The sequence below is a fragment of the Paraglaciecola hydrolytica genome (assembly GCF_001565895.1).
GTDB classification, from domain to species: Bacteria; Pseudomonadota; Gammaproteobacteria; order Enterobacterales; family Alteromonadaceae; genus Paraglaciecola; species Paraglaciecola hydrolytica.
In genome coordinates, this window is the sequence record NZ_LSNE01000005.1 from 645,381 (window position 1) to 662,611 (window position 17,231).

The following is a 17,231-nucleotide window of genomic DNA, read 5'->3' on the forward strand; positions in this document are numbered from 1 at the left end:
AATAAGCATGAAAGTCATCAGACCTATTCAAACCAGCGATTACGCGGCCTTGCTTGATATTGCTAACGAGTCCGGCATAGGGTTTACCTCTTTGCCGGTTAATGAAGACTTGTTGACCCATAAAATTAACCAGTCTGTACTTTCGTTTGCCAAAGACATCAACGAGCCTTGTGACGAAAGTTACCTGTTTGTGATGGAAGAAACCGATAGTGGTGAAGTAGTGGGCACTAGTGGCATTGCCTCGACTGTTGGTTTAGACGATGCATTTTATCACTATCATTTAAGCAAGGTTGTACACGCTTCGCGAGAACTGAATATCTACAATACTGTAGATATTCTTACCCTGTGTAATGATTACACTGGTGTATCTGAAATTTGCACTTTGTTTTTGCGCCAAAGTGCCCGCGAAGGCAACAATGGCAGATTGTTATCCAAGTTTCGTTTTCTGTTTATGATGGAACATGCACAGCGCTTTTCAGACACAGTCATCGCGGAAATGCGTGGGATCAGTGACGACAAAGGTAAATCCCCTTTTTGGCAGTGGCTCGAAGAACACTTTTTCTCCATGGACTTTCCCACCGCAGACTATCTGACTGGCATTGGTCAAAAGCAGTTTATTGCCGAGTTGATGCCTAAATATCCGATCTATGTCAGCTTGCTGAGTAAACAAGCACAAGCAGTCATTGGTAAAGTACATGAAAAGACCAAACCAGCCTTACAATTGTTGGAACAAGAAGGTTTTATCTGCCGCGGTTATGTAGACATTTTTGATGGTGGACCCACAGTTGAAGCCAATTTAAAACACATCCGCACTGCCCAGATGAGTTGCAAAATGGCCATCCAAATTAATGATCGCCTTGCCGTACAGGGACGCGAGTATTTTGCGATCAATACCAAAATCGAAGAATTCAGAGGTGTGTGTACCAGACTGAATATTGATGACGATCAAGATATCGCCTATATCAGTCAGGCTGCCGCTGACGCACTGACCTTGACCGAAGGTCAGGACATTCGCTTCGCCCCCACTACTTTCAGGACATAAATATGAACCATTTTACTCACTTCATTAATGGCCAGTGGCTCGCTGGCCAAGGCCATGCAATTCAATCTAACGATCCGGCTAAAAAACAAATTATTTGGCAAGCCATGAGTGCTAGCAAAGAGCAAGTTGCTTTAGCCGTTCAAGCTGCACGTCAAGCCTTTGTAAATTGGAGCGAGCTAACGTTTGAACAACGTTTGGCTATTGTCAAAAAATTCGGTGAATTACTGGCGACCAACAAAGAAAAACTGGCGCTGACTATTGCCCAAGAAACCGGTAAACCTTTGTGGGAAACCGCGACTGAAGTCGCATCGATGATTGGCAAAATTGGCCTTTCAGAAAAAGCTTATCAACAACGTACCGGTGTGACTGAAAATCCTATGCCACTTGGCAAAGCCTTTATTCGGCATAAACCTCACGGTGTAGTCGCCGTCTTTGGTCCTTATAATTTTCCGGGTCACTTACCTAATGGTCACATCGTACCTGCACTATTAGCCGGCAATACTGTTGTATTTAAACCAAGTGATCTGACACCTTTAGTGGCACAAAAAACCGTGGAATTATGGGAACAAGCAGGGCTGCCTACTGGGGTGTTAAACTTAGTACAGGGCGAAGTAGAGACGGGTAAAGCCTTGGCTGCACATCCTGGACTGGATGGACTGTTTTTTACTGGCAGTTCACGCACCGGTAAAATTTTGCATGAACAATTTGCGGGGCATCCCGGCAAAATTTTAGCCTTGGAAATGGGCGGTAATAATCCCCTAATTGTTAAAGATGTGACTGATGTTAAAGCCGCCGTGCACGACATTATTCAATCAGCCTTTATTACCTCTGGGCAGCGCTGTACCTGTGCCAGACGTTTGTTTATTGCTAATAATGCCCAGGGCGATGCCATCTTAAACAAGCTAGTTGAAGTCACTCAGACTTTAACAGTTGGACTGTATGATGCAGAAGTACAACCCTTTATGGGCGCGATGATTTCACCTCAAGCAGCAGCCTCTATGCATAAAGCCCAACAACAACTATTAGCCTTGGGGGCAACATCTTTAGTAGAGCTTAAACATCTTGATCCTGAATCTGGTTTTGTGACTCCTGGCATTATTGATGTCACTAGTATCCTCAGTGACATGCCAGATGAAGAGCATTTTGGCCCCTTACTCAAAGTCATTCGCTATAGTGACTTTGATCAAGCCATTGACGAAGCGAACAATACCAGTTTTGGTTTATCAGCCGGTTTGCTGGCCGATTCACCAGCTGATTACCAACACTTTTATAAGCGTATCAGAGCCGGTATTGTTAACTGGAACCGCCCCATTACAGGAGCCAGTGGTGCAGCCCCTTTTGGTGGTATTGGCGAAAGTGGCAATCACCGTGCAAGTGCTTTTTACGCAGCGGATTATTGCGCCTACCCCGTCGCTTCAGTGGAATTAGACAAAGTTGAGTTGCCAGCAAGCTTAAGCCCTGGCTTATCTATTTAACTTATTAGTGAGAATACCAAGACATGCATACTAACGTTAATACGCTCTTCGATAATCTATGGCAGGACTACGTTGCTATTACCCCTTCGGCGCAAAAAATTCATGCCTTGCTGGATACTTATGAAGCTAAGCATGACAAGGCCAAGGCTCAGATCATCAATGATCACATTGCCCTGCGTACCTTTAATATTGCCAAGATCAATCTGCAAAAGCTCGCAGCACATTTTCTGGCTTTAGGTTATAGCGATAAAGGCGACTATATCTTTGAACAAAAAAAATTGGTTGCCAAACATTTTGAACATCCAGACGACAGGTTGCCAAAAGTGTTTATCAGCGAGCTATTAGTTGAAGAGATGCCTGCTGAGGTACAAAGCATTATATTAAAAATGATTTCATCGGTAGCTGATGACGCAGCAAAGCAGGATAACTTTTTGTATTCTGGTGCCCACTGGCAAGTATCAGAGCAGGATTACGCCACTTTAGTCGCAGAATCTGAATACGCGGCTTGGATGGCGGTTTGGGGATTTCGCGCTAACCACTTTACTGTCAGTGTTAACCACCTGTCACATTTCACTGAGTTAGCCGATTTAAACAACGCGCTGACGCAAGCGGGCTTTGTCTTAAATCAAAGTGGTGGTGAGATCAAAGGCGGCCCTGAAGTATTATTGGCTCAGTCTTCCACTATGGCAGATAAAATCACTGTACAATTAAGTGATACCCAAAAATCAGTACCTAGCTGTTTTTATGAATTTGCCCAGCGTTACGCCATGGATGATGGCAATCTCTATCAAGGTTTTGTAGCAGCATCTGCTGATAAAATTTTTGAAAGTACCAATGCAAGTATTACGATGTAAAACAGCGTTTTAACTGAAGGCCCATAAAAAAACCCGCCAATCTTAGCGGGTTTTTTATGCACTACTAATTTGCGACATTTATACGGTAAAGGATGATCCACAACCACAAGTGGTAGTTGCATTTGGGTTATTAACTAAAAACCTAGAACCTTCCAAGCCTTCGGTATAATCAACCCGTCCACCGACCAAGTATTGTAAACTCATTGGGTCAACCACTAAGGTGACTTCGTCATTATCAATAGTGGTATCACCTTCATTGACCTTTTCGTCAAAAGTAAAACCGTACTGAAAACCAGAACAGCCACCACCGGTCACATAAACTCGTAATTTTAAATTGGGATTTTCTTCTTCTAATACCAAAGCTTTGACTTTTTTGGCAGCAGAGTCGGAAAATTCAATAGGATAAGCGGTTTGCACCGACATAACTTGCCTCTAATATTAATAAACTCATGGCTACATTATCTAGTACTTGAGTAATATGGTCAACTATTCGCTAGAAGTGCTAAGAGTGTTGACCAGTGTCCAATCGAAAACAGAGTGCAGTTCACCTTTTTTGCGATTGAACTGGAAGATCTCCGACTGTACTAAAATACGTTCAGGTTGGAACCCTTCTGGTAACTTAATCTGACCATCTAATATCTGAAAATACTTAAAACCAAATGCCAGTACTTGCTCAGGATCCACCAGCAAATTTTTTAAAGCATATTGTTTAGACTTGCCCGCTTCACTGCCTACTAGGGTAATATCCATGCTACCTTTTAAGGTATTTTTAATCTTTTCGCGCTGCATCATCACCAGCTCAAATCGATAAACTCGATCACTTAACGTTTTTTCGACGTTAAACGCATCAATTACAAAACCTTGTTGGGTCAATTCTGGAGCCATGACCTGCTGATAAAACGCGATGTCTTTTTGTAAGGCTTTTTCTCGCTCAATACTGAGTTTGATTTCCGCAAAGGTTTTTTGCTGTGAAAGAGCCGCGACATCCAACTCAACCCGTAAAATGTTGAGTTTTTTACTTAATTCATTATTTTCTAGCTGCAAATTTTGCACTGTATGCTCAAGGGTTAGCAGGGCTTTTTGTTGGTAAGAAAAATACTGGTTACCTAACCAAAACCCCAACATTAACGTAAGTGTTAAGCCCACAATGAGAAAGGCATACACACTGAAAGCCCCCCATTTCTGTTTTAATTGTTTTAATCTCAACATCGCTGCTCGTCATTTGATTATGCTTAATGTGCGCTGAAAAAGGAGTCTATCACTTAGTGCCACATTAACTGACAACAAAAGTCAGCTTATGTACATTTAAATCCATTTTAAACCAAGGCGGTTTTTTCTTTTCTTTTGCAAACGATATAAATTAGCATAACTCCAATAGTTACAATAACTTGTGGTAAATTAAGGCCATAGGTTAGATTACAGTGGTGACAGCATGATAACGCTTGCAGCATTCAGAAAAGAATTGGCTTACCCGCGCACCTCTATACAACTGTGTTTGTTGGGTGTGGTCGGTGGCATCAGTGCAGCAACCATTATTATATTATTTCGTTTAGCTATCGAATGGCTACAACTGCAGTACCTACCTGAGTTGGATGCCTTTTCGGCCTTATCCGCGACCCAACGTTTGATGCTACCAGTCATTGCTGCCAGTGCCATTATTGTCATTGCCTATATTACTGGCTTTAAACATTACCGTATGGGCATTCCCTTTGTTATTCATCGGGTTAAGTATTATTTTGGTCAAATACCGGCAATGACCACGGTAAATCAATTTTTTGGGGGCACTATAGCTTTGGCCGCGGGATTTTCAGTGGGCCGCGAAGGCCCTTCAGTACATTTAGGTGCGGCCGGCAGTAGCTTTTTTGGCCAGTGGTTAAAACTTCCCTACAACAGTATCAGGATTTTATCTGGTTGCGGCATAGCAGCTGGTATCTCTGCATCCTTTAACACCCCTTTTGCTGCCGTTATATTTGTGATGGAAGTCGTGCTGCGTGAATATCGAGTGCACATTTTTATTCCCATTATGCTGGCTGCTGCTTGTGGCAGTGTGATGACTCGCTTAGTGTTTGGCAGTACTCACGAATTATCTTTTATTCAGTTTAACGAGTTTAGCCATTGGATCTATTTGTACTTGATCTTATGTGGCATTGCCTTAGGTGGCCTCGCCTCCTTTTTTAACAACTCACTCATGCATGTTATGCGGGGTTTCAAACGTTTTAATATGATGAAACGTTTATTAATGGCAGGGGCAATTACCGGTGTCGTGGGATTCTATTTACCCGAAGCCATGGGTGCTCATTTTAATTCTGCCGATGCGTTAATATCCGCACAAAATAACAGTTTATTAGTGGCCATTTTAATTGCCAAATTGATCCTCACCATTATCGCTATTGGATTAGGTGTACCTGGCGGGATTATGGGACCTGTTTTTGTGATAGGCATGTTAAGTGGTGCCTTGCTTGCCACGCCACTGGGTTTATTTATGGCAGATAGTTCTGAGTTGACTGGCAGTTTTTCATTATTGGGCATGGCTGGACTGATGGCTGCCGTGGTACATGCGCCGTTAGCCGCGCTATCTGCGGTCATGGAATTGTCTTTTAGTCCTGAATTAATTTTGCCGGCTATTTTGGTGATTGTGCCAGCTTACGTAACCTCAACTCAGTATTTAGGCAACAGCTCCATTTTTATTCGTCAGTTGGATTTTCAAAAATTGTCTTACTCCATTTCGCCAGTGCTTGAGTCCCTACAAAAAACCGGCGTATTAGCGGTTATGGACAACAACTTCACTTTATTTAGTGCAAACGAACAACAAAAAATCTTGGCATGTTTACAAGATGCCCCCACCCATCCGGTGCTGCAACGCTCTGACTCTGAGACTGATGTACAATATTCACTGGTACAATTTGATGTCAGCCTTGGTCAGGATTCTGAACCACTGATTTATAGCAAAATAGGTGGTGTTAGTTCACAAGCCACCCTTGCCGAAGTTTATGAATTGTTACAGGCCAAACGAGATGGCGCTGTTTATGTATTTGGTGAAACTAAACAGGATGTTGTCGGGGTCATTACCTGGCATAAATTACGGAATTATTTACATCAAGCGAGCTATTAATTACATCAAGCCCGTCATTAATCGTATCAAACAAACGAATAACTACATCAGGTACAATATTAACTAACACGGAGTAACAAACAAAAATGTCATTATTGTGGATAAAAGCCTTACACATGTTTTTTATGGTGGCCTGGATGGCCGGTATTTTTTATCTGCCTCGTTTGTTTGTTTACCATGCTCAAAGTGATAATCAGGCGGTTAAGGATCAGTTTAAAATAATGGAAAGACGTTTGTGGTGGTTTGTCACACCCTTTGCGTTTTTAACCTTATTGTTTGGTTTGTGGCTGATACATGGCTATGGCATGAGCTGGTTTAAAGCTGCACACTGGCTGCATGTTAAGCTGATATTGGTTGCTGCCATCTACATTTATCACTTTTATTTGTATCACTTAGTTAAACAATTTGCCCGTGATATTAACCAACACTCAAGCCGCTTTTACCGCATTCTAAACGAAGCTCCTGTGCTAGTTTTATTGGCTATTGTTTGTTTGGCGGTGGTAAAAATGTGGTGATAAAAAATATGCTGCTTATATGCAGAAACTAACTAAGCCAGAACAATGTTAATGTTGTGTTAATTAAAAGCTATGCTAACGTTAGCTTAACTAATGACCGCTGTTGAGATTCGATATGGATGTCACCCAACAAAATTTAAGAAGTTTAATCCACGAAACAGATCGTGCCTTTGATTTACTGATTAAACATCCAAGCTCGGCAGATTACACCGCTAAATATGAATCTGCTAAACGCGCCTTAGAAGAATACCTTTGTGTTATGCGCCAAGCTTTGCAGAAAAAAGCAAAATGTCGCTAGTGTATTAGTTTCATTTACGAGCATCTCCCCCTAACCCTTGGCTATTTAGTTTAAGCAGTTATCGATATTGCCATAACATGCTATGATCCCACCCAGCCAGATTTAGCAGCAAAGCAACTTGCTTTCTATTAGTTAAGAGTTTTTTCATGTCAGATAAATTAGCCGCACACTATTCCGAGATTTTAACTATTTTAGGTGAGGATGTTAGCCGAAATGGCTTACTTGATACCCCAAATAGAGCAGCCAAAGCCATGCAGTTTTTAACTGATGGTTACGCAACCGATTTAGATACCGTCGTCAATGGCGCTATTTTTGAGGCCGATAGTGACGAAATGGTCATAGTACAGGACATCGAATTTTATTCACTGTGTGAACACCATATCCTGCCTTTTATTGGTCGCTGCCATATTGCCTATATCCCACAAGGTCGAGTACTAGGTTTATCCAAATTTGCTCGTATTGTTGATATGTATGCCCGTCGTTTACAGATCCAAGAAGGTTTAACCAAACAAATTGCCGATGCCGTGCAACAAGTCACCGGCGCTTTAGGGGTAGGTGTGGTAATGGAAGGCAAACACATGTGCATGATGATGCGCGGTGTGCAAAAACAAAACTCCTCCATGATCACCTCGGTCATGTTAGGTTCGTTTCGTCGTTCACAAGCCACTCGTGACGAGTTTTTACGTTTGATTGGTAAATAACACCAAGCTACTCACTACACAGCCACAACCTATTCGGCCACAAACTCTGGTTGTGGCTCCTCAATAAAAATTGACGCTCAATCCAACAATTGGCATGGTTTTGTCATACTCAGCTAGGATGTGTAGTTTGCCTCTTGATGTTGAATTCAAGCTCACCATAATCAAGCAAAACATCACTTAATCTCATTTTCCTGCGCTAAAACGGAGCAGGTACATATATTAATAAGTTGAAATCAATGAACAAAACGATAATAAAAATCCTGTTAGTGTTAATGACAGTCACAAGTTTGCAACTTAAAGCTGAAAACTATAGCCAATATGGCCCAAAAGAATTTACCACGGCTAACAAATGGACGGCCATTGTGGCGGCTTATGAGCCTGAAATTAATGCCATTGATCATGCGTTTTCACAGTTATCTGATGCCAAAATAGAAAAAACATTGACCATCAAAGGTGTGAAATACCAAGTTGGTCATTATAAAGGCGAGCCTGTGGTTATTTTTACTACGGGTATTAGTGTGCCAAATGCCGCCATGACCATGCAGATGGCCCTGGATTATTTCCCCATCGAACGAGTTGTGATGATGGGCATAGCTGGTGCGATTAATCCTGAGTTTAACCCTGGCGATATTGCAGTCCCAGAGCGTTGGTACTTTCATGATGAGTCAGTGTATGTAAATCCCGAACCAAAAAGAACAGGTGAGTTTATCCTGCCTGATTATTATGAAAATGCGTTGGCGGATTATCAAACTCGCCGCAAACAAGATCCCCACTCACCCGCTTACGAAAACTATGGCTTTATTCACCCAGAAGAGATGGCCGTGATTAAACAAGGCTGGGATAGCCCACGTCAGATGCCCTATTTTACTGCCACGCCTAAGCTTGTCGAGCTTACTAAACAAGCCATCAAAAACATTAAGCCTATCAAGATGCCTTCTGGCCATCCTATTAACATCAAAGTTGGTGGTAATGGTGTGACCGGTTCGGTGTTTTTAGACAACGCGCAATATCGTCAATGGTTACAAAGGGTGTTTGATGCACAAGTAGCTGAAATGGAATCAGCGGCGGTCGGCCAAGTGTGTTTTGTCAATGATGTGGACTGGATCATTATCCGCTCTGTCAGTGACTTAGCCGGTGGTCAAGAAGGCAAAAACGTTGAAAATGTATTTGATGGTATCGCCTCGGGCACAGGCACAAAGTTACTACTGGGCTTGTTAGACGAAATAGTATTGGCCTACCCTTCCAAAATATAAGTAGCGCCCATTCATAAAAAAACCGAGCTAAGGCTCGGTTTTTTTTAACATTATTACTTATTATTCTGCGTCGTCGCGCTCTACTGTGGCATTGTGATAAATATCTTGTACATCATCACAGTCATTGAGCATATCCATAAACTTATCAAATACCGCCACGTCTTCACCGCTGACGATGGTTTCGGTCTGCGGCACAAAACTAATTTCTTCAGCTTCAAACTCAAGTGCCGGATTATTGTCCATTAATGCCGTTCTGGTCTTGTTGTATTCAGTATGAGGGGCATACACGGTGATCATACCGTCTTCGCATTCTACTTCAGTTACGTCAACATCGGCTTCCATCAGTACTTCTAATACGGCGTCTTCATCATCACCTTTAAACACAAAGATAGCTTGATGATCAAACATGTGCCCGACTGTACCTGCGACACCTAATTTCGAATGGGTTTTGGTGAAACAATTGCGCACATCAGTGATAGTGCGGTTATTGTTATCAGTCAAACAGTCAACGATTACCATACAACCACCAGGACCAAAACCCTCGTAACGGGCTGGCACATAATCTTCACCGGCGCCGGCTGTAGCTTTGTCTATAGCCTTTTCAATAACGTGGCTAGGTACCTGATCTTTTTTGGCCCTGTCCATTAAACGACGTAAAGCTAAATTAGCTTGAGGGTCCGCACCACCATTTTTAGCACACATGTAAATTTCTTTACCGTACTTAGAATAGACTTTGGTTTTTGCGCCCTGAGTTTTGGCCATGGCCATTTTACGAACTTCGAATTTTCTTCCCATCTAATAATCTCTTTTAATCATATCTTAGATTTAAGTGCCGCGGATTTTACCGACTTTCAAGCCATAGTACAAAAGCAATAATTGCATACTTATGGTTTATTTACGGAATATGCTGGGTCGCCAAATAGTCGTGAGACTGCATTTCTTTTAAACGACTTAAACAACGTTTAAATTCGAAATTTAAACTACCTTGGGTATAGAGTGACTCCAGAGCAACATGGGCAGACATAATGAGTTTTACATTACGCTCATAAAACTCATCCACCATAGCAATAAAACGCCGAGCCACATCATCCATAGATTGCCCCATTTGCTCTACATTGGCGATCAACACAGTATGATAACAACGACTAATTTCAATATAATCAACTTGACCACGTGGGCCATCACATATAGCTCTAAACTCAAACATCACCACCCCATCGGCATATTGTAAAGTGGGGATCAAACGCCCTTCAATTTCAATACTTTGCCTTTCAACACCTTGCTCGGGTGCCAACTGCCTAAAATACAAATGCAAGTCTTCCATCGCATCAGCATCGGCTGGAGAATGATAAATCTCCGCTTGTTGCAAAGTACGCAAGCGATAATCAATACCGCTGTCGACGTTCACCACGCGAGTATTTTGATTTATTAACTCGATAGCTGGCAAAAAACGCGCGCGTTGCAAACCATTACGATACAGCTCATCAGGAATAATATTAGAGGTAGCCACTAACACTATGCCATGGCTAAAGAGCTCTTGCATCAAAGTGCCTAATATCATCGCATCGGTAATGTCCGATACAAAAAACTCGTCAAAACAAATAACTCGAGTTTCAGTAGCCAATTTTTTTGCAATGATTTTAAGGGGATCAGGCTGCCCCGACAAACCTTTAAGCTCATGGTGCACACGATGCATAAAACGGTGAAAATGGATACGTAATTTACGGCCAAAAGGTAAACACTCATAAAAGGTATCCACCAAATAGGTTTTACCGCGGCCTACTCCGCCCCAAAAATACAAACCTTGAATAGAGGGTTGTTGCAAACCTTTGCCAAAAGTCGTTTGCAATTTAACTCGCCAAGTGAGCTTTTTTTCTGGCTGAGTGAGTTCCTCATATAAACGTTGTAACTCTTTAACTGCATTTTCTTGAGCGGCATCATAATGAAACCCCTCTTCCAACAGATCATCTTGATATTTTTGCCAAGGGCTCACATTTAACATAGAGCAACTAACTTCCTTTCAACATAAGTTGTGTATATACCCTTCACCCTTGAAACTCCACGTTGGTTGGCTGTACGCCTCATTTGGCACCCGCGTTACACTTAATAAACGAAGCTCATGGGGTTTCATTTATTTACCACCGCCATGCAATTCCAATGCGAAGGGGTATATATATACTTGAATACAAATAAAATGACCGCATTAAATTACCAGCGCGTATAATATCAATAATGATTGTGTTTTGCGCTGCAATGATTGGAATTCGCTAGTATTAATAACCAATAATATTAGCGAGGGATTCATTAGGTGTTAAACGATGTGCACGAATAATTAAGGAGTTAAGATGGATTGGTTGATCGGTATTTTGTTGTTAATAGTGGGTGGAATAATAGGCTATTTTGTTGCAAAGTTTGTCAATGAGAGAAGTTTATTAGCCTCAAAAGATGCTAAGAAAGAACAAACCTTTAAAGAAATCATGACGCAACAGGCTGCAGATCACATTCAAGCGAGCAAACAACTTGTGCAAAATTTGGCTCAACAAACCGATGCACTAAATCAACAAATTGCAGCGTATGAACAGCTCACTACCAGCATGAATGCCAATGAAAACGCCGATTCTTTAAATTATTTTGGCGAACATGCCACTAGTTATTTACGCTCTAACGTCGCACCTCAAACCAAAGAAAAAGCCACTACTGAGTTTCAACCATTGGATTTTGCATCACAAAGTTCAGGTTTGTTTTCAGGTGCAGAAGACAAAAAAATCAAAAATGCGAAACAGTGAACTTTCTTCTCAAGTACACAGTCATTGTAGTGAATTTAATTTAGGCTCAATTGGAGATAATCTCGATGAATAAAGTAGTTAATCGTCTGTTTGCTATGTGCTTAATCATGACGTCTGTTGTTACTGTACCAATGTCAGCCAATGCGGCATTGCCCTTTTTTTCCGATGATAAAAATGAAGTGCCCAGCTTAGCGCCCATGCTGGAAAAAGCCACACCCGCTATCGTCACTATCTCAGTGGAGGGTACTCAAGTATCACGTCAGCGAGTACCTGAAATGTTCAAACATTTTTTTGGCGGGCCAGATGAACAAGTACAAGAACGCCCCTTTAAAGGTCTTGGTTCTGGGGTGATTATCGATGCCGAAAAAGGTTATGTGGTTACCAATAACCATGTGGTAGATAACGCAAGCGAAATTACCGTAACCTTAACCGATGGCCGTGAAGTAAAAGCCAAAAAACTCGGTGCTGATGCTCAAAGTGACATTGCACTACTGAAAATTGACCCAGATAAACTAGTGGCATTGCCCTTAGCCGATTCAGATAAATTACGTGTTGGAGACTTTGTCGTCGCCATAGGTAATCCCTTTGGTCTAAGCCAAACAGTAACCTCGGGGATTGTTAGTGCTTTGGGTCGCTCAGGTTTAAACATTGGAGGCTACGAAAACTTTATTCAAACCGATGCGGCCATTAACCGTGGTAACTCAGGTGGAGCCTTAGTCAGTTTGCGTGGCGAACTGGTTGGTATCAATACCGCTATATTTGGTCCCAATGGCGGTAACGTAGGTATAGGTTTTGCCATTCCATCTAATATGATGAAAAGCCTAGTTGATCAAATTATTGAGTTTGGTGAAGTGCGCCGTGGCTTGCTTGGCATACTAGGTCAAGATGTAGACTCTGGTTTAGCCGAGGCTATGAATCTGGATGTCAGCAAAGGTGCTTTTGTCAGCGAAGTATCTGCCGATTCTGCTGCGGAAAAAGGTGGTATACAGGCCGGTGATATTATTACTGACATCAATGGTATTGCGGTAGTCAGTTTTCAAGAATTACGCGCCAAAATTGCCAGTAAAGGGGCCGGTAGTAAGATCAAACTGGGACTACTACGTAAAGGTAAACGCCTTAAAGTAGACGTGGTATTAGGTGATGCAACACAGGCGGTGGTGGCAGCCAAAGAAATACACCCTGCCCTAGAAGGTGCCACATTAAGCAATGGTGCGACTAAACAAGGTGATACTGGCGTGGTTATTTCAGATCTGGTCGCCCGCTCGCCCGCTGCCATGATTGGCTTGCAAGATGGTGACGTGATTATTGGCGTCAATCGTCAGAAAATCGATAATGTCATCGCACTGCGCAATAGCTTGGATGAAGCCAAGGGTGTCATTGCTTTGAGTGTAAAACGCGGAAATTCATCGTTATATTTGGTCATAAGATAAATAGAATAGAGTTGATAGTAATCGCTTGATTGCTATCAACTCACTGATTTCAGTGCTATTCTTGCAGGCATCTCGTTAAAAAAATAAATAATTTTCTGTGTTTAAATCCTTGTCTTTTTTTATTAAATCGATATTAATCGGTGTTGTGGTCGCAGCCGTGATATTGACGTTGGTGCCTGAACTTCGTAAAGGCAGTAAAATCTCCTTTGCTATGTTAAGTCAGCAACAAGTTACTCAAGAAAAACTCAGCTTCAATCACGCTGTTAACGCTGCCGGCCCTGCTGTAGTTAACATCTACAGCCAAAGCATTGACAATACCGCGAGTTTTAATAGACGCCAACCAGTCGAACGTATCAGTATTGGATCTGGTGTCATTATGACCGAATCGGGTTATATCCTAACGTGTCAACATGTAGTTGAAAACGCCAATAGCATCCTAATAGGCTTGCAGGATGGCCGTCGCTTCGAAGCACAAATAATAGGTAAAGATCCTATTACCGATTTGGCCGTATTAAGCATTAATGCGGACAATCTGCATGCCATCCCTCAGCAAAATGATATGGATACTCGTGTGGGGGATGTAGTATTAGCGGTAGGCAACCCATATGACTTAGGTCAAACCATCACTCAAGGTATCGTTAGTCGTTTTAGCCAAAGTTTGTTTGCAACCTATTTTGATTATATTCAAACCGATGCGGTATTAAATGAAGGTAATTCAGGTGGAGCATTAGTCGATAGTAACGGTTACTTAGTCGGTATTAATAATGCTAACTATAAAACCTTTGATAATCGTCGCAGAGTAATAGAAGTTGAAGGTGTTTATTTTGCCATTCCTTATGGATTGGCTAAAAAAGTCATGGACGAAATTATCGCTACTGGCAAAGTGACCCGCGGTGCCCTAGGTTTTGGTGGCCAAGAAAATCCTGTGGGTGACGGCATTCTGGTAACTGCAGTGACACCTGATGAACCAGCGGAGCTTGCTGGGTTGCTAGTAGGTGATGTTGTGGTGGCTATTGACAATGTCGCGGCCAATGATTTAAGAAAGACCCTAGAAGTAATTACTAATACCTTGCCCGGTAAAACAGTAGAGCTGCAAATAAACCGAAATAATCAGTTGCTCAATATTGTTGTGGTAGTTGCAGAGTTATGAGGTAGTAATTATTTACTACCTCAAAAACAATTTATTAATAGTTTACACGCTTGATATTTGCCCCTAAACCATTGAGTTTAGCTTCAATATGCTCATAACCCCGGTCTAAATGATAAATACGATCTACTACGGTTTGCCCTTGCGCAACTAATCCTGCAATCACTAAACTCGCTGAAGCACGCAAATCTGTTGCCATAACTTGCGCCCCCTTCAGTTTAGAACTGCCTTCGCACACAGCACTATTCGCTTCTAAGGTTATTTTTGCGCCCATGCGTTGTAACTCAGGTACGTGCATAAAACGATTTTCAAATATATTCTCGGTGATTACACCTACGCCCTCAGCCACGCAGTTCAAGGCGACAAACTGAGCTTGCATGTCAGTCGGGAAACCCGGATGAGGAGAGGTTTTGATATTAACACTTTTCAGGGTTCTGCCACGCATGTCGAGTTCAATCCAGTCTTCACCGCTGGTGATCACCGCCCCTGCTTTGGTTAATTTATCCAGTACCGCATCTAGGGTATTGGGCGCCGCTTTTTCACAACGTACATGGCCCCCCGTCATAGCTGCAGCCACCAAAAAAGTGCCCGTTTCAATCCTATCGGGTAATACTGCGTAACGACAACCTTGCAGAGATTCAACACCTTGGATCACAATACGATCTGTACCCGCATACATGACTTTTGCACCCATAGCATTTAAACAATTTGCTAAGTCTACAATTTCAGGTTCGCGCGCGGCATTTTCTATGATGGTCTCACCTTCTGCCAAACTCGCCGCCATCATCAAATTTTCGGTAGCACCAACACTGACGATGTCCATGACGATATGTGCGCCTTGTAAACGCCCATTAACTGAAGCACGGATAAACCCTGCATCTACATCAATAGTCGCGCCCATTTGCTCTAAACCAGTCAAATGTAAGTTAACAGGACGGGCACCGATAGCGCATCCACCGGGTAGCGATACGTTAGCCTGCCCGAATTTAGCCAACAACGGACCAAGCACCAAGATCGACGCACGCATGGTTTTTACCAAATCATAAGATGCCGTAAAATTATTAATACTGGCAGGATCAATGACCACAGACTGGCCATCAGTTCGCTCAGCTTTAGCGCCTAATTCACTTAATAGTGCCAGACTGGTACGGATATCCCTTAACACCGGCACATTATCAAAATAACAAGTCGAGTCCGCCAAGATACTGGCCATTAAAATAGGTAAGGCGGCATTTTTAGCGCCTGAAATAGTCACACTACCACTCAAAGGTGGGCTGGTTTCAATAATTAATTTATCCATATACTGACTCTAGGTTGACCGGGAGATACCGCTGTGGCTAAAAGAAAAGAGCATTATTTACTGAGGCATATTAAACAGTTTTTCACGTTTCCATTGAGAATCTGTGAAAGTCTTTATTGAAACCGCATGCATACCACCTTCAGCGATTAGAGCACTTAAAGGGGCATAAACAAATTGTTGTTTTTTAACTCGACTCATTTCAGCAAATTGATCGCTGACGGCAATAATCTGAAAATGTGAACCATCTCCGCTCACAAATACTTCACTTAGTCCAAGTGTCTCTTTTAACATGGACTGGATTTGCTGGTTTTCCATACTAACTCTCACATCCAAAAACAGCCTTTATTGTAACGGTAAAAATCCCTCAACGTCGCTTATTTTTGCCAGATTAATTAAGGTTTGTGGCACATTAGCCAGAGTAAACGCAATATCCTGCGTTTTGCAGTCTCGTAACAAATTAATCAGCCAAGCCAAACCGGCGGTATCGACGTGTGAAATACTCTTTAAGTCAAGTACTACGGGCTGTTGACTAACAGCCTGTTTGATATCACTCAGACTAGTAGGCCAGCAACTTCTCACATTAGAGCGATGAAGCTGACCACTTAATAAAAAAGTTCCGACGCGGGGTGATGAAACACTAAAGTTTTGCACACATTATCCCTTGTTATCTTGCTGCAAATTGATCGGCCTATTGATGGTATTGTTCATCGCATCAATCACCGCCTGAATACCATCCTGGCGTAAGATGCTTTCAAATTCACTTTGTTTGCTGGATAACAGACTGATGCCTTCTGCCACCATGTCGTAAGCTTTCCATTCATCGGTTTTGTTACTTTTACGTAATTTAAACGCAATGTTGATATCAGGACGTCCAGGTTCTTTGACTACCGCACGTACGGTTACCGTGTTTTCATCCTCAACATCTTTGCTGGGTTGAAATACCACTTCTTGACCATTGTAATAAGACAGTGCCAAAGCATAAGTGGTGATTAAATACGAACGGAATACCTTAATAAACTCAGGGATCTTTTCTTTGGGTACTGTTCTAAAATGTTTGCCCAATACTTTAAGTGCAGCAAAGTTGTAATCTACATAAGGCAGCAGTTCTTCTTCCATTACGGTACGTAATAATTCCGGATTAGCTTCAATTTTAGTGTGCTCTGCTTTGATACGAGTAAACGTTTTAGTCGCTACTTGCTCTAACAAATCATAGGGATTCACTTCTTGCGCTTGTGACACACCATTTGCCAGCACCGCAAAACCTATAAATATCGCCTGTAATATTCTTTTTTTCACTTTATGTCCTCATCTTAAACGG

General features: G+C 42.1%; 19 protein-coding genes. 11 read left to right on the forward strand and 8 right to left on the reverse strand.

Annotated elements, in window-relative coordinates:
- The first annotated feature begins 7 nt into the window (after positions 1-7).
- From astA to AX660_RS10800, 3 genes are read left to right on the forward strand one after another with little or no spacing between them, the layout of a single operon-like run.
- Positions 8-1,042: an arginine N-succinyltransferase gene (gene astA, locus AX660_RS10790; protein WP_068376333.1), complete on the forward strand. Its 1,035-nt coding sequence runs from the start codon at positions 8-10 to the stop codon at positions 1,040-1,042.
- 2 nt (positions 1,043-1,044) lie between these two features.
- Positions 1,045-2,517 (forward strand): succinylglutamate-semialdehyde dehydrogenase, encoded by a 1,473-nt coding sequence (gene astD, locus AX660_RS10795; protein ID WP_068376334.1) that lies wholly within the window; start codon positions 1,045-1,047, stop codon positions 2,515-2,517.
- 23 nt (positions 2,518-2,540) lie between these two features.
- Positions 2,541-3,371, forward strand: coding sequence for a DUF1338 domain-containing protein (locus tag AX660_RS10800; protein ID WP_068376336.1), 831 nt, complete (start codon positions 2,541-2,543; stop codon positions 3,369-3,371).
- A 78-nt stretch (positions 3,372-3,449) separates the two neighbouring features.
- Here AX660_RS10800 and erpA read toward each other — a convergent pair whose 3' ends face one another.
- On the reverse strand, positions 3,450-3,794 hold the full coding sequence (erpA, locus tag AX660_RS10805) for an iron-sulfur cluster insertion protein ErpA (RefSeq protein ID WP_068376338.1): 345 nt from the start codon (positions 3,792-3,794) through the stop codon (positions 3,450-3,452).
- Positions 3,795-3,857: 63 nt separating this feature from the next.
- Positions 3,858-4,580, reverse strand: a complete 723-nt coding sequence (locus AX660_RS10810; RefSeq protein ID WP_068376340.1) for a DUF6776 family protein — start codon at positions 4,578-4,580, stop codon at positions 3,858-3,860.
- Positions 4,581-4,806: 226 nt separating this feature from the next.
- On the opposite strand from AX660_RS10810, the gene AX660_RS10815 reads away from it, so the two are divergent.
- From AX660_RS10815 to AX660_RS10835, 5 genes are all read left to right on the forward strand, one after another.
- Complete coding sequence (locus AX660_RS10815; RefSeq protein ID WP_068377112.1) at positions 4,807-6,483, forward strand: chloride channel protein; 1,677 nt, start codon at positions 4,807-4,809, stop codon at positions 6,481-6,483.
- Positions 6,484-6,569: 86 nt separating this feature from the next.
- A complete protein-coding gene (locus tag AX660_RS10820; protein WP_068376342.1) occupies positions 6,570-6,998 on the forward strand; it encodes a CopD family protein in 429 nt (142 codons plus the stop codon).
- Between the two features lie 115 nt (positions 6,999-7,113).
- The gene (locus tag AX660_RS10825; protein ID WP_068376344.1) at positions 7,114-7,296 is read left to right on the forward strand and encodes a hypothetical protein; all 183 of its coding nucleotides are present in this window, start codon (positions 7,114-7,116) and stop codon (positions 7,294-7,296) included.
- A 146-nt stretch (positions 7,297-7,442) separates the two neighbouring features.
- A complete protein-coding gene (gene folE / locus AX660_RS10830) occupies positions 7,443-7,997 on the forward strand; it encodes a GTP cyclohydrolase I FolE (protein WP_068376346.1) in 555 nt (184 codons plus the stop codon).
- Positions 7,998-8,233: 236 nt separating this feature from the next.
- Positions 8,234-9,250 carry a 5'-methylthioadenosine/S-adenosylhomocysteine nucleosidase family protein gene (locus tag AX660_RS10835; protein WP_201027434.1) on the forward strand — a complete coding sequence of 339 codons (1,017 nt, stop codon included), beginning with the start codon at positions 8,234-8,236 and terminating at the stop codon, positions 9,248-9,250.
- A gap of 60 nt (positions 9,251-9,310) precedes the next feature.
- Here the strand turns inward: AX660_RS10835 and AX660_RS10840 are convergent, their stop codons facing one another.
- Together AX660_RS10840 and zapE are read right to left on the reverse strand one after the other, a co-directional pair.
- Entirely contained in the window at positions 9,311-10,045 is a 735-nt protein-coding gene (locus tag AX660_RS10840) for a YebC/PmpR family DNA-binding transcriptional regulator (RefSeq protein ID WP_068376350.1), read from the reverse strand.
- Positions 10,046-10,145: 100 nt separating this feature from the next.
- A complete protein-coding gene (zapE, locus tag AX660_RS10845) occupies positions 10,146-11,243 on the reverse strand; it encodes a cell division protein ZapE (protein WP_407669388.1) in 1,098 nt (365 codons plus the stop codon).
- Between the two features lie 352 nt (positions 11,244-11,595).
- Here zapE and AX660_RS10850 point away from each other — a divergent pair, with 352 nt between their 5' ends.
- The 3 genes from AX660_RS10850 (at position 11,596) to AX660_RS10860 (ending at position 14,616) form a co-directional block, all read left to right on the forward strand.
- Positions 11,596-12,036 (forward strand): ZapG family protein, encoded by a 441-nt coding sequence (locus AX660_RS10850; RefSeq protein ID WP_068376354.1) that lies wholly within the window; start codon positions 11,596-11,598, stop codon positions 12,034-12,036.
- Between the two features lie 65 nt (positions 12,037-12,101).
- Positions 12,102-13,466, forward strand: coding sequence for a DegQ family serine endoprotease (locus AX660_RS10855; RefSeq protein WP_068376356.1), 1,365 nt, complete (start codon positions 12,102-12,104; stop codon positions 13,464-13,466).
- A gap of 97 nt (positions 13,467-13,563) precedes the next feature.
- Positions 13,564-14,616 (forward strand): trypsin-like peptidase domain-containing protein, encoded by a 1,053-nt coding sequence (locus AX660_RS10860; RefSeq protein WP_068376358.1) that lies wholly within the window; start codon positions 13,564-13,566, stop codon positions 14,614-14,616.
- A 34-nt stretch (positions 14,617-14,650) separates the two neighbouring features.
- Here the strand turns inward: AX660_RS10860 and murA are convergent, their stop codons facing one another.
- The 4 genes from murA to AX660_RS10880 are packed head-to-tail and all read right to left on the reverse strand — an operon-like array spanning position 14,651 to position 17,209.
- Entirely contained in the window at positions 14,651-15,913 is a 1,263-nt protein-coding gene (gene murA / locus AX660_RS10865; RefSeq protein WP_068376360.1) for a UDP-N-acetylglucosamine 1-carboxyvinyltransferase, read from the reverse strand.
- Positions 15,914-15,970: 57 nt separating this feature from the next.
- Positions 15,971-16,228 carry a BolA family protein gene (locus tag AX660_RS10870; RefSeq protein WP_068376362.1) on the reverse strand — a complete coding sequence of 86 codons (258 nt, stop codon included), beginning with the start codon at positions 16,226-16,228 and terminating at the stop codon, positions 15,971-15,973.
- Between the two features lie 27 nt (positions 16,229-16,255).
- A complete protein-coding gene (locus tag AX660_RS10875; protein ID WP_068376364.1) occupies positions 16,256-16,564 on the reverse strand; it encodes an STAS domain-containing protein in 309 nt (102 codons plus the stop codon).
- 3 nt (positions 16,565-16,567) lie between these two features.
- On the reverse strand, positions 16,568-17,209 hold the full coding sequence (locus AX660_RS10880; protein WP_068376366.1) for an MlaC/ttg2D family ABC transporter substrate-binding protein: 642 nt from the start codon (positions 17,207-17,209) through the stop codon (positions 16,568-16,570).
- Between the last annotated feature and the right edge of the window lie 22 nt (positions 17,210-17,231).